Origin of the sequence: Marinobacter sp. F4206 (genome assembly GCF_019392195.1) — a bacterium.
Lineage (GTDB): Bacteria > Pseudomonadota > Gammaproteobacteria > Pseudomonadales > Oleiphilaceae > Marinobacter.
The window spans coordinates 110151-123347 of sequence record NZ_JAHXKI010000004.1 but is presented as its reverse complement, the minus strand read 5'-3'; the positions used below and the strand labels follow the sequence as shown (position 1 = coordinate 123347).

Sequence of the window (13197 nt, the reverse complement as noted above, 5' to 3'; positions counted from 1 at the left end):
CTGAAGCCCGATCAGTGACCGTAGATTCGCATCGCGGTGTTGCTAATCGCCAGGTCATCCAGTGCAAGCGAGCCAATCGATGTGCCGCCCACAATCACACCACCAATGCGGATATCCGCCTCGAAGGTATTGAGATCGACCGCAAGACTGTCCACGCCAGCGCTGTTAGGCGCCTTGTAGATGTCCATATCCACTCTGGCAAAGAGATCCAACGCCCGAGGCGCATTCAGATCGTACCCAGAACCGGTAAGCTCAAAGTCACGGATTCCAAGCGCCAGAAATGGCACGTCGAAATCCATATCATCGATAGCAATGTCGGTGATGAAATTGAGCTCATCAGTTGCGGTATCCACCGAAATCGTCCCCGAACCGATAAGCGCATCCATCCTGAAGTTGTCCATGATGGTGGTGCTATCCGTCTGACCGATCAGATTCCAGGATCCCGTTCTAACGCCCAGATCAATAAACGCCAGATCTTGTGGCTGGAAGTTGATAATTGCATCCCCATCAGACAGGACGTCAATATCAATGCGGATATTATCTAACAGGGTGTTCGCCGCACGCCCTGTCAGATTCAGACGCATTTCGGAAAACAGATCGGTACGATTGGTACCGCCCACGAAGATATCGTTCACTTCCAACGAGCCTTCATCGGTGTAGATGAAGCGATCGATGTTCAGCTTGGTTTCAAGCTCGATGGTGACACCGGCCTGACCGGTGATATTCCCCATCACGGAATCATCCAGCATCTGGATCTCCGCCATGGCCGCAGGTGGAACACCTGCAACGCACAGCGCTAGCAAGGTAGGTTTCAGGCCTTTCATTGTTCGTTCCTTTTATAGTAGTTATCACTTCCTGTGGGCCACTGCTTTGTACGACGCCACCCCCATACTCTAGCGACACGTTGTCCCGGGGTACGTGCAGGGGTCACAAATTGGTTGCTATTCACAACCATACGATGCCCAACTCGCACATTTTTTGACCACAACATGTAGTGTTAATGAAGATTCGAAGCCAAGCTCTCGTTTTTCGGAGATTTTCAGCGTTGCAACCATCGGTCGATTGATTTTCTTTGCGCCATCACACCAATCAATAGTTGCGTTCTTGTTCACACAACACTATATCCTGTTATACTTTCGTAAAAATAAGCCCATATATAGGGGCAAGGACTTCCGGGGTAACCCGCCGCCAGGCGGCCCCAAAAACGGCTTCAGCCAAGCCGGCAACAACGATCCAAAGCAGAAACCGGAGTGTCCCGGCGCGTTAACGCTTAATCAGCAACCACCACATGTAGTGGTTGCTCGCGCGCAGGGGGCCTAGACCGGACTTTAGGAAATTCAAGGGGTACAGCGCTGTCACAGGAGATGGCGCTGTCAAAAGAAGACATACTGAGAATACCGAGGGTGGCAATGAACGCTAAGGCACAGGCAGTGGTTACTACAATTCCGATGCAGGAAGCTTCGCTCGACATCTGGAACAGCAAATACCAGCTGAAAACCAAGACTGGCGAGCCCGTCGACAAGGACATCAACGCTACGTACGAACGTGTAGCCAAGGCCCTGTCTGAAGTCGAAAACAAGTCCGTGCGCACAAAGCACATGAAGGACTTTATCTGGGCACTGCAGAATGGTGCCATTCCCGCCGGACGCATCACGTCCAACGCAGGCGCAGAAGCCCACAAGCCGGCAACGTCCACCATCAACTGCACGGTATCCGGCTCCGTCCAGGATTCCATGAACGACATCCTGGAGAAGAACCACGAAGCTGGTCTGACCCTCAAAGCCGGCTGCGGCATTGGGTATGAATTCTCCACTCTGCGCCCCAAAGGTGCCTATGTGGCCGGCGCCGGTGCGACCACCTCTGGCCCCCTGTCGTTCATGGATATCTTCGACCGTATGTGCTTCACCGTGTCGTCCGCCGGTGGCCGCCGCGGCGCCCAGATGGCGACGTTCGATGTCCACCACCCCGACGTGATCGATTTCATCCAGGCCAAGCGTGAGGATGGCCGCCTGCGCCAGTTCAACCTGTCCCTGCTGATCACCGAAGACTTCATCGAAGCCGTTCGGAATGGTGACGACTGGCACCTGTCCTTCCCCGTTACCCAGAAGGAAGTTGAAGACGAAGAGCTGGATCTGAGCGATGCCAGCCAGTTCGTGTACCGTGATTTCCCGATCCTTGATGGCTATGTGGTCAACGATGAAGGCAAAGTTGCATGCCGCATCTACCGAACCCTGAAAGCCCAGTTCATCTGGGATACCATCATGACCTCAACCTACGATTACGCCGAGCCAGGCTTCATTCTGATCGACAAGGTCAATCAGATGAACAACAACTGGTTCTGTGAGGACATCCGCGCCACCAACCCCTGTGGCGAGCAACCCCTGCCTCCCTACGGCAGCTGCCTGCTGGGTTCGGTGAACCTGACCAAGTTCGTCGACTATCCGTTCACGGACAAAGCCAGCTTCAACTATGAGAAATACCGCAAGGTCGTCGGCATCTTCACCCGCATGCTGGATAACGTGGTTGAAATCAACGGCCTGCCATTGGAAGAACAGCGCCACGAAATCACTTACAAGCGCCGTCACGGCATGGGCATTCTTGGCCTCGGCTCTACCCTCGCGATGCTGCGCATGCCCTACGGTTCTGAAGAATCGGTGCAGTTTACCGAAGACGTGGTCCGGGAAATGGCCGTCGAAGGCTGGCGTCAGTCCCTGACCCTGGCTGAAGAAAAAGGCGTAGCCCCGATCATGGACGATGAGTTCGAGATCACACCGAAGATGCTGAGCAAGTGCCCCCAGCTCTCCGAAGACGGCTACAAGCTGGGCGACAAGCTCAAAGGGCGGGTATTGCACGCCAAGTACAGCAAGTACATGCAGCAGATTGCCAACGTGGAGCCGAAACTGGTGGAGGAACTGGCGGAGAAAGGTGGGCGTTTCACCCACCACACCTCCATCGCACCAACAGGAACGATCAGCCTGTCGCTGGCCAATAACGCCAGCAATGGTATCGAGCCGAGCTTCTCGCACCACTATGCCCGGAACATCATCCGTGAAGGCCGGAAGACCAAGGAAAAAGTCGACGTCTTCTCGTTCGAACTGCTGGCCTACCGCCATCTGGTCAATCCGGGTGCAATGCCGTTCTCCGAAGATGACGACAAGAAACTGCCGGCCTACTTCACAACATCCGACGATGTGAGCCCGGCCCAGCACGTAGACATCCAGGCGGCGGCTCAGAAATGGGTAGATTCCTCGATTTCCAAGACGGCCAATGTTCCGACAGACTTTGATTACCGTGATTTCAAAGATATCTACCTGTACGCCTACGACAAGGGCCTGAAGGGGTGCACCACGTTCCGCTTCAACCCGGAAGCGTTCCAGGGCGTACTGGTGAAGGAAAAAGACCTTGAAAACACGCTGTACGAGTTCACTCTGGATGATGGCAGCAAGGTCACGCTGAGAGGCAACGAGCAGGTCGAGTACGACGGCGAAATTCACAACGCCGCCAACCTGTTCGACGCACTCAAAGAAGGCACTTACGGCAAGTACTGATCCGGGAACCCGACACAGGACAACGAACATGACAGTTAAAATCAGCAACAAAATCGTCGGCTACCGCGTTAAGAAAGCCGATCCAGAAGCAGCCGCCGAACACCAGGCACCGGTGCAGGCTGAAACCAAACCCGTGCAGATGAACGAGCATATCGAACGGCCGGACTTCCTGCTGGGAACGACCTACAAGATCAAGCCGCCGATTGGTGAGCATGCGATGTACATCACCATCAACGACATCCTGCTCAACGAGGACACGGACCACGAGAGCCGGCAGCCCTACGAAGTGTTCATCAACTCCAAGTCCATGGAGCACTTCCAGTGGGTAATCGCCCTCACCCGCGTTATTTCCGCGGTCTTCCGCAAAGGCGGTGATGTGACCTTCCTGGTGGAAGAGCTGCGTTCCGTTTACGACCCGAATGGTGGCTACTTCAAGAAAGGTGGCGTGTTCATGCCTTCTCTGGTGGCCGAAATCGGTGCCGTGATCGAGAAGCACCTGAAAGCCATCGGCCTGCTGGAAAGTGAAGAAATGAGCGAGACGACCAAGCGCATTCTCGCCGAAAAGCGCGCCGAGTTCGAAGCCAGCCACACCACGGCAACAAACGACGACAAGGCCAGCGACTACCCGGCGAACGCCACCATGTGCGGCAAGTGCAGCACCAAGGCGGTGATCGTGATGGACGGTTGTGCCACCTGCCTTTCTTGCGGCGACAGCAAGTGCGGTTAAGGTGACTGGCTGGTGAATGACGAAAAGGCCTGAAGTGAAAGCTTCGGGCCTTTTTGTTTTTAGCCGTTTAATTATCAGTGCGTGATACACGATGAAGATTGACGCGAAGAACCTCCCCGACAGTGATGTGACATGCTCCACCTGCAAAGCAAATTGTTGCCGCCTGGAGGTCATGCTGATTACGGATACGGGGGTGCCTGAAAAGTATGTCGACTTCGATAAGTGGGGCGGAATGACCATGGCGCGCCTGGACGACGGATGGTGTGCCGCGCTGGATCGCTCTACGATGCTCTGCAGTATCTATGAGAAACGCCCACTGATCTGTCGTGAGTTTGAACTGGGCGGCTACGACTGCCTCTCGGAAAGGGCCTCCCTCCAGGGCAAGAAATATGGGACGAAGCTTTGATATGCTGGGAAAACGCACTACGTGAAGCCTTTCTGGCAGGAGCGACATTATGGCTGGTGGCTGGAACCGTGATGGGGCCGTTCAGGATCAGATCGATGCAAGCGTGGAAGACGCCGTCGCAGAGGCCCGCAGTCGGTTGGGCATAGGTGAAAGCGCCGCTTTCTGCGAGGAATGCGACCAACCCATTCCCGAGGCGCGGCGAAAAGCCATCCCCGGTGTCCGCCTGTGCGTAACGTGCCAGTCTGAGCTGGAAAAAAAGCAAACGGCGTCAGGTGGCATTAACCGGCGAGGCAGCAAAGACAGTCAGCTGCGATGAACAGGCGTCGGGTCCCACCGAAACAACACAGACAGAGGGAAAGGTGTCTGGATGAAAACCATCGGCCTGCTGGGCGGCATGAGTTGGGAATCTACCCAGAGTTACTACCGCTTGATCAATGAAGGGGTCAAAGCCCGCCTTGGCGGCCTCCACTCTGCCCGCCTCATTCTGTACAGCGTCGATTTTGCCGAGATCGAAAAACTGCAACACCAGGGGGACTGGGAATTGACCGCCGAGGTGCTTGCCTCGGCGGCGCAGACCCTTGAAACCGCAGGCGCCGATTTCCTGATGATCGGTACCAACACCATGCACAAGGTGGCTCCACAGATCGAAGAGGCGATCGGCATTCCCCTGCTCCACATTGCCGACGCCACCGCCAGTGCGTTGCAACAGGACGGCATTGCCACCGTGGGCCTGCTGGGAACACGGTTTACCATGGAGCAGGAATTCTACCGCGCCCGCCTGGAGCAGACCGGAATCCAAGTCATCATTCCGACCCAGACCGACCGACGCGAAATTCACCGGGTGATTTACGAGGAACTCTGCCACGGTAATATCCAACCGAGGTCGAAAGATACCTACCTCACTGTTGTCGACTCCCTGTCGGCGCGGGGTGCGCAGGGAATTATCCTTGGCTGTACCGAAATCGGCCTGTTAATCCAACAGCCTGATACGCCGGTGCCGCTGTACGACACCACCGACATACACGCGCGTGCCGCTGTCAGCCAGGCCCTGGACGAAGCCTGACACGTCATGGATCGGCTGAAACCCATTTCCAGTGCGTTGCCGTACAACTTGCATATCATGCCATGGTCGCAATCCGATGGAGCCAATCTATGAGCAAGCCAGTGATCGCCGACAACAAACCCAAAAGGGTCAGACTGGAAAAGGGGGAAGAATACCTCTTCTGCGCCTGCGGACAATCAGACGACCAGCCCTTTTGCGACGGAACCCACGCCAGCGCCGATACGGACCTCACCCCCAGAAACTTCACCTCGCGAAAAAGCGAAGATGCCTATCTGTGCCAGTGCAAGCACACGCAAAATCCGCCCTATTGCGATGGCAGCCACAAACAGTTCAATGACGAGCAGGTCGGTCAGGAAGGCCCCGGGGCCAGCGAACACAAGTCAGGCGACGCGCCTGAAGCCAAAGCCACACGGGAAGAGCCGACAGTTGCCTTTATTCACGAACTTGCCCGGGATGGGCTTGAGAAAATGGGGCATCATGGCCCAACCACCGCCATGGGCGTGCCCCGCCACACCCTGCCCCACTGGGACGACTTGCAACTCATGGTGGCACAACTGGCAACACAGCCTCTTATGGAAGACGCAGACGTGGGTACCGAACTGGTCATTGGTCCGGAGGCGAGGAAACCGCTTACCCTGAGTATGCCGTTATTTGTCTCGGACATGAGCTTTGGCGCTCTCTCCGAAGAAGCCAAGGTTGCGCTGGCTCGTGGTGCCGAACTGGCGGGCACCGGTATCTGTTCCGGGGAAGGCGGCATGTTGCCGGAAGAGCAGGCGGAAAGCTCGCGGTATTTCTATGAGCTGGCCAGCGCCAAGTTTGGTTATCGGGAAGAGCTTTTGAAAAAAATACAGGCATTTCACTTTAAAGGTGGCCAGGGCGCCAAAACCGGGACCGGAGGGCACCTCCCCGGAAACAAGAATACCGCCAGAATTTCCGAAGTCAGGGATATTCCCGAGGGAGAGCCTGCCATCTCACCGCCAACCTTTGAAGACATGCACACCGTCAAAGACTTCCGGAACTTCGCTGATAAGGTCCGTGAAATTACCGGCGGCATCCCCATTGGATTCAAGCTGAGTGCCAATCACATCGAGCGGGATATCCAGTTCGCACTGGATGCCGGCACCGACTACCTCATTCTGGACGGCCGAGGGGGTGGTACTGGCGCAGCGCCTGAAATTTTCCGCGACCACATCAGTGTGCCGACCATCCCTGCGCTCGCCAGAGCCAGGCGATACCTCGATGAACACGGTGCCAGTGGCCGGGTCACTCTGATCGTGACCGGAGGGCTCAGAGTACCGATCGATTTTGTCAAAGCCATGGCGCTGGGTGCCGATGGCGTGGCCATCGCCAACAGCGCCATTCAATCCATCGGCTGTGTCGCAGCCCGGATATGCAATACCAACAACTGCCCAGCCGGCATTGCCACCCAGAACGCGGACTTGCGACAGCGTCTGAACGTGGACAAATCCGCCCAACAGCTGAAGAATTTTCTCGAAGCCTCGGTGTCGCTCATGCAAGTGATGGCCCGTGCCTGCGGCCACGGCCACCTGAACCAGTTCAACAAGGAGGACCTGGCGACCTGGCATCGCGAGATGGCCTTGCTCAGCGGGGTCCGCTACGCCGGCTTCAGTGATTTGTCATCCTGAGCCGTTGCTGACTTGCTGGTGGGCTCTTCGGCTTCGGCCGCAAGAGCCCTCACCCGCTCGAAATCCTCGTCACTGAACACGCCGTTCACCCCGGAGATGGCCGCGAGCTTCATTCCGTGGCGTAGCCCCAGCTGGTAGATTTCCCGCACCTTTTCCCATTCGATGTTCCGGCCCAGAGTAAAGTTCTCGAACCGTCCTTCCAGGGCGAGTACGATCGTTTCCGCCAGACAGGCGTACGCTATGCCTCTCGGTAATCCAATATCTTTCATATGAACGTCGCCCGGGAGCTGGATCTCACCAGACTCGATCACCAGGACATCCGGACGTTTCGCAACGTCCTCGGCCGGGATGTCCAACGGGCGCGCCACATCCGTAATGACACAACCGGGCTTCACTTTCGTGATGTCCAGAATCCGCTTTCCGGCTCCGGAGGTGGCGGTAACAATCATGTCCATATCCGCCACATCCCGATCAGCGGAGCCCGCCACGTGCACCACTGCCCCCGGGGTTTCCTGTTCAATGCTTTCTTTCAGCGCAAGCAACTTGGCCGGTTCCGGTGCCGCCAGGAAAATCTCATCCACGGCCTTGGCCAGCAGACGGGCACACACAGAGCCAATGGCGCCCGTTGCGCCCACCACCATGGCCTTACCCTCCATCTTGCCACTCGACCCGATGTGCACCCGGCCAATGCGTTTGACCGCATCGTGGGCCGCCCAAAGGGCACCTGACGCGCTGTAACTGTTACCGGTGGTTATTGGCAACGGAGCACGCTTGGCGACGGTAATGCCGGCATCCCCCACCACCTTGGTGAACGCCCCCAGCCCCATCACCTGGGCCCCCAGCTTTTTCGCAAGCTTGGCCGCGGCGAGCAGTCGACTGTAGGTAAACTCGGGACCATGAGCCATGATCTCCCGAGGCGTCCCGCCAACTGTGATCAACCATCCCTCGACTTCGTCGCCGGTCGGTGACTGGATCCCCGAAACCCTGGAGTAAAGGAACGGTGGCGTATAGGCTACGGCTTTTTCCACCAGATTCATCACCACCGGTGGCGACACGTTGGCGATCCAGTCCAGCGGCGGAGTCTTGGTCAGATACTGCTGCGACAGAGGGTGGATAACAAACGCGAACCGGTTTATCCGGCGATAGCCATTGGGGTAAAGAATCCTGGGCTCGATCCCCAGGCGCTGGATGACATCCAGGTAGTCATCGGGTCCTAGTTGCTCTGGCGTTCGCGCCAACGCTGCACTGATCATCGCTTCCATAACGTTCATGCCAACCGGCCGCCCCTCAAGCCAGGGGCTGTAATCGACGACCATTGCCACCCGACGGGCGCGCATCCAATCGAGGGCCGATTCGGTCACCCTCGATGTAATGATGGTTTTGCCATCCAGCTGTTTCTGGGTGAAATGTTCGAGATCGCCAATCGCCGCGACGATAACGTGCGCGTTTTCTACGGCATGGTGAAGCGAACCTTTCACCAGCCCCTCCCCCAGACGATAAAGTGGATTGCGCAGGAGCGTTTCCACGGCCTTGACGGCGACAGGCCGAAACATCAGCGGTGCCGTGATGGACGTATAGGTTTCAAGCTGCTGGAGCGAGGTCAGCATTCGGGGAACACCAAAATCGGTGTAGGGATCGGCAAAAAACAGGTTTTCTGTATGCTCCGAGAGGGACTTGGCGATTCGGTAACTGGCCTGACCATTCATGAACAATACCCGGGCATTATCAAAGAAATGGCCCAGTTCGGATTGTGTGTGGCGAACCGCCCATTCCTGAAGAATGCCTCTGAGTCCCGCCCCCGTGGTGACCGGTTTGTCCGGTACGCAGGCTTCAAGTCGGGCAGTATCCGGGTGCTGTAGCTGTTCCCTGCCGACCTGGTAGTGGTCATGAACCATACTCAAGCCGATAGCGTCCGCCTGTTCGTGAATCGATTCCAGCAATGATTCGGCGCGGGACAGATCACTGTCCGCGCCCAGCCGGATAATACGGAAGGACTGCCCCAGAAATTCTGTCTCCAGTTCGTAGTCGTATTCGGAAGAGCCCTGGCTGATACTGACAACGGTCTTCATTCTTCGTCCCTGCCCCAATCCTGTTGTTATTGTTCTCAGGTTAAATCAGAGAAACGTTCTTCGCTTTAGCGCAGGTCAAATTTCAGTCACTCGCTGAGGGTCTACAATAAACAGGACCATCTTCGACATGCCGCCAGACCGGAACCCGATAGGGAGGAATCAACATGAGCATTCAGGACGAACTGGCCTCAACCATTGAGAACCTTGTGAAGCCCGGTCAGGGCATTCTTGCCGCCGATGAAAGCCACCCCACGATTGCCAAACGGTTCGCCGCCGTCGGAGTCGAGTCCAGTGAAGACAAACGCCGGGAGTATCGCAGCGTGATCCTGTCGGCTCCGGGCCTGGGAGAATTCATCAGTGGTGTCATCCTGTTTGAAGAAACCCTTGGTCAGAAGAGCCTCGAAGACGTCCGGATTCCTCAGTTGCTTGAGAGTCAGGGTATTGTGCCGGGGATTAAAGTCGACAAGGGCAAGAAGCCGTTGATCAATGCGCCGGGGGACGAAATCACCTTCGGCCTCGATGGTCTGGACGACCGACTGGAAATCTACAAGAACGCGGGTGCAAGGTTCGCCAAGTGGCGCGACGTTTTCCATATCTCGGACACTCTGCCATCCCGGCAGGCCGTGGAGGCCAATGCCGAGGTACTCGCCCGGTATGCCGCTATCTGCCAATCCATGGGCATCGTCCCCATTGTGGAGCCGGAAGTGCTTATCGATGGCGAACACAGCATGGATCGCTGTGCCGAGGTCAGTGAGGCAGTCCTGCGCGAGGTTTTCCATGCGTTGGCGAGACACGGGGTCCAGCTTGAGCACATGATTCTCAAACCCAGCATGGTGACACCCGGAAAAGAATGCCCAAAAGCCACCCCGGAACAAGTGGCAGAAGCGACCATTCGGGTCTTCAGACAAGTAGTTCCAGCTGCAGTGCCTGGCATCAACTTCCTGTCCGGCGGCCAGACACCAGAGGAGGCTACCCTGAACCTGAATGCGATTAACAATCTGGGCTCTCAACCTTGGGCACTGAGCTTTTCTTATGGCAGGGCACTTCAGGAACCGGCCCAAAAGGCCTGGGCCGGTAATCTCGAAAATGGCCCCGCTGCCCAGGAGGCCATTCTGAAACGGGCCCGACTCAACGGCGCGGCCCGTTCAGGAAGCTACAGCACCGATATGGAAGCCTGAGGTCAGTTGCAGCCGCCGGTACATGCCGCATCAGCATCGAACGCCATGGTCCGGCCGCTCAGGGGAACGTGCACGGGCACTTCAACCAGATCCCGGAACAGGGACGTACGCGTTCCCTGTTTCAGTTCACCGCCGGCGGTGGCCGCCTCATTGGCGTGTGAGGCAATGACTGCGTTCGGCTCAATCAGGTTATTGATGACGTAAGCGGCCTCTTTCGGGCCCGTGGTGTAGGTATCGCCAATATTCATCACAACCAGCTCGGCGCCGTAATGGTCCTTAACCACCAGCTCCTGCTCGGCGGTAATGCCTGTGTCCCCCGAAAGGTACACTACCAGACCGTTAGAGAAGGTCAGAACATACCCCGTGGGCGGCCCGACACTGGCACCAACGCCGGCGGCCTTGAGGTGTTCGGCCAGCGGGCCGGTCAGAAAACTGGGCGATACCCCATTGCTGTGAACCGCCGGGACGGTCGTAATTGCCACCCCACCGACTTCACGTTCTGCACCGAAGCGCACCAGCAGGGAATTGGCCGCATCCCCCCCCGAGGCCGAAAGCTTGGCGGCAAAAAACGCCGGCATCTCACTGCCGGTAACGATCTTCGCCTGTTTTTTTACCGCTATGTCCACGGTGTTGGACTGCGGCAAGGTTGATAGCGAGGTGTCAGGTGAGGCACAGGTACCTGCGTTGGTCTTGGCGATGCGTTGATCGCCCACATGATCCCCATGCATGTGCGATACCAGTATGACGTCGATATGGCCGAGGCGCGCATCCTCCGGTCCGGCCACAGTGCGTCCCGCGTCGTAAAGAATGCGGGTTCCGTTGGGATCTTCAAACACCAGAGCCCGGTCACGGCTGCAGAATTCCCCATCATGGCTTCCAAGGGGCGTCACTTTCACATCACCCCCGGTAGCTCCGGCTCCCGACACCAGACCAAGCGCCAACGCAAGGCCACCAACAACCTCAACTATTCCCCGCGATTTCGTTCGCTCGAACATTGCCTGTTCCTCCTTGGTACTCTTGGTAGTAACTCCAGCTACTACGCACAGAAAGGCATTCCGTACCAGTGTAGTCCGCAATCAGGCTGCCCGAGTCGAAGCACGGCTAACTTCAGGTTCCTGCTCCAGGCACGCCAGCATGGGAACGACCTCGCGTAGTTTACGGGCCTCTGGCCAGATCGCCTCTGCTTCGGGAAAGCCCTGGCGAAGGAAGTTCATCCATTGCTTGATGCGACCGGTCACGTAGCGGTCTTCCAACCAACCCTGCAGCACTCCGGCGTAGTCGCGGACCAGCGCTACCGCTTCCAGCCAGGTCATGTCAGCAATCTCCTCGCCAACTTGACTGGCCTTGATCTGACGGGCCAGATCCGGGCGCGCAATGAGGCCACGCCCGATCATGACATCGGAACACCCGGAGACCTCACGGCAGCGCCAGTAATCCGCCACCGTCCAGATCTCGCCATTGGCAATGACATGGGCCGAGACAGCTTCCCGCACTTTCGCGATTTCTTCCCAGTACGCCGGCGGCTTGTAACCGTCTACCTTGCTTCGGGCGTGAATGACAATTTCCGACGCTCCGGCCGTCTCGAGCGCCTGACCACAGGCCACACCCATGGACCGGTCGTCATAGCCCAGACGCATCTTGGCCGTCACCGGAATGTGGTCTGGCACAGCTTTGCGCACGGCAGCAGTGATCCCATGCATCAGCTCGGGCTCGCGCATCAGCACACATCCGCCCTTGTGCCTGTTGACCGTCTTGGCCGGGCAGCCAAAATTGATGTCCACCTGGGTTGCGCCCAACTCGACCGCCCTGGCTCCATGCAAGCCCATCTGCTCCGGGTCGGAACCCAAGAGCTGAACGGCGACCGGCGTGCCCACTTCGGTCAAAGACTGGTTGTGAAGTTCCGGAGCATATTTGTAGAAAACACGAGGGGGGAGCATGCCGTGAGTTACGCGAACAAACTCGGTCACGCACCGGTCGATGCCGCCAACTTTGGTCAGGGTTTCACGTATGGGTGCGTCAACCAGCCCCTCCATCGGGGCGAGGATTATGCGCATGTCGGCTCCGGATGTGGTTAAAGATCAGGCGGGCCGGCATTGTAGTCAGTTTCGGAGCCGGATTGAAGCGCAGGCATTCGGCCCTTACTTGATGCTACTGGGACATGGCGTAATTCACGCAGTAATCCGCCAGCGTTCTGCTCTGTTTTTTCCACTGCTCAGACCACGACTTCATCCAAGAGACCATCGCACAACTCCTACTTCGCTGCCTATTCTTAGAGAGTAGTCGATGAATCGGGAGTCTGTGTAATCAAAGAAAGCCACGTCAACTTTAGGTTCTGGCTATTGAAGTCGCTCGATGGAGGCAAACTTGCCCTGATCATCAAACAGTATGCGGAAAGAACCGTAAACGCCGTCGCGAAGGTAGAATCGGGAAAGGATACGGGCCGGGAAACGGACGGAGCGTCCGTCCCGGGCCGTGGTGTGAACGTCGTTGGCAACGCCCTGATAGAGCTTGATCCACTCCTCAGGGCTGATGCTGAGATCCACAACGATCTGCTGCATGC

The 13197-nt window shown here is 57.1% G+C and carries 12 protein-coding genes; 7 read left to right on the top strand and 5 right to left on the bottom strand.

Annotated elements, in window-relative coordinates:
* Positions 1–11: 11 nt before the first annotated feature.
* Positions 12–824 (bottom strand): DUF6160 family protein, encoded by an 813-nt coding sequence (locus KZO34_RS16535; protein ID WP_219477959.1) that lies wholly within the window; start codon positions 822–824, stop codon positions 12–14.
* Positions 825–1409: 585 nt separating this feature from the next.
* Here KZO34_RS16535 and KZO34_RS16530 point away from each other — a divergent pair.
* From KZO34_RS16530 to KZO34_RS16505, 6 genes are all read left to right on the top strand, one after another.
* Positions 1410–3548 (top strand): adenosylcobalamin-dependent ribonucleoside-diphosphate reductase, encoded by a 2139-nt coding sequence (locus tag KZO34_RS16530; protein ID WP_219477958.1) that lies wholly within the window; start codon positions 1410–1412, stop codon positions 3546–3548.
* A 28-nt stretch (positions 3549–3576) separates the two neighbouring features.
* Positions 3577–4275, top strand: a complete 699-nt coding sequence (locus KZO34_RS16525; RefSeq protein ID WP_219477957.1) for a TSCPD domain-containing protein — start codon at positions 3577–3579, stop codon at positions 4273–4275.
* Positions 4276–4366: 91 nt separating this feature from the next.
* Positions 4367–4681: a YkgJ family cysteine cluster protein gene (locus tag KZO34_RS16520; RefSeq protein WP_219477956.1), complete on the top strand. Its 315-nt coding sequence runs from the start codon at positions 4367–4369 to the stop codon at positions 4679–4681.
* 49 nt (positions 4682–4730) lie between these two features.
* Positions 4731–4997, top strand: a complete 267-nt coding sequence (locus KZO34_RS16515; protein WP_219477955.1) for a DksA/TraR family C4-type zinc finger protein — start codon at positions 4731–4733, stop codon at positions 4995–4997.
* Positions 4998–5048: 51 nt separating this feature from the next.
* On the top strand, positions 5049–5744 hold the full coding sequence (locus KZO34_RS16510; RefSeq protein WP_219477954.1) for an aspartate/glutamate racemase family protein: 696 nt from the start codon (positions 5049–5051) through the stop codon (positions 5742–5744).
* A gap of 89 nt (positions 5745–5833) precedes the next feature.
* Positions 5834–7390 carry a glutamate synthase-related protein gene (locus KZO34_RS16505; RefSeq protein ID WP_219477953.1) on the top strand — a complete coding sequence of 519 codons (1557 nt, stop codon included), beginning with the start codon at positions 5834–5836 and terminating at the stop codon, positions 7388–7390.
* Here KZO34_RS16505 and KZO34_RS16500 read toward each other — a convergent pair.
* The gene (locus KZO34_RS16500; RefSeq protein WP_219477952.1) at positions 7360–9459 is read right to left on the bottom strand and encodes a dehydrogenase; all 2100 of its coding nucleotides are present in this window, start codon (positions 9457–9459) and stop codon (positions 7360–7362) included. The two genes, KZO34_RS16505 and KZO34_RS16500, sit on opposite strands and share 31 nt — an antisense overlap.
* Positions 9460–9623: 164 nt before the next feature.
* Between KZO34_RS16500 and KZO34_RS16495 the strand changes: the two genes are divergently transcribed.
* The gene (locus KZO34_RS16495; RefSeq protein WP_219477951.1) at positions 9624–10637 is read left to right on the top strand and encodes a class I fructose-bisphosphate aldolase; all 1014 of its coding nucleotides are present in this window, start codon (positions 9624–9626) and stop codon (positions 10635–10637) included.
* 2 nt (positions 10638–10639) lie between these two features.
* Here the strand turns inward: KZO34_RS16495 and KZO34_RS16490 are convergent, their stop codons facing one another.
* The 3 genes from KZO34_RS16490 to KZO34_RS16480 form a co-directional block, all read right to left on the bottom strand.
* A complete protein-coding gene (locus KZO34_RS16490; protein ID WP_219477950.1) occupies positions 10640–11632 on the bottom strand; it encodes an MBL fold metallo-hydrolase in 993 nt (330 codons plus the stop codon).
* Positions 11633–11713: 81 nt separating this feature from the next.
* Complete coding sequence (locus KZO34_RS16485) at positions 11714–12691, bottom strand: tRNA dihydrouridine synthase (RefSeq protein WP_219477949.1); 978 nt, start codon at positions 12689–12691, stop codon at positions 11714–11716.
* A gap of 282 nt (positions 12692–12973) precedes the next feature.
* Positions 12974–13195, bottom strand: coding sequence for a DUF2835 domain-containing protein (locus KZO34_RS16480; protein ID WP_219477948.1), 222 nt, complete (start codon positions 13193–13195; stop codon positions 12974–12976).
* Positions 13196–13197 lie beyond the last annotated feature (2 nt).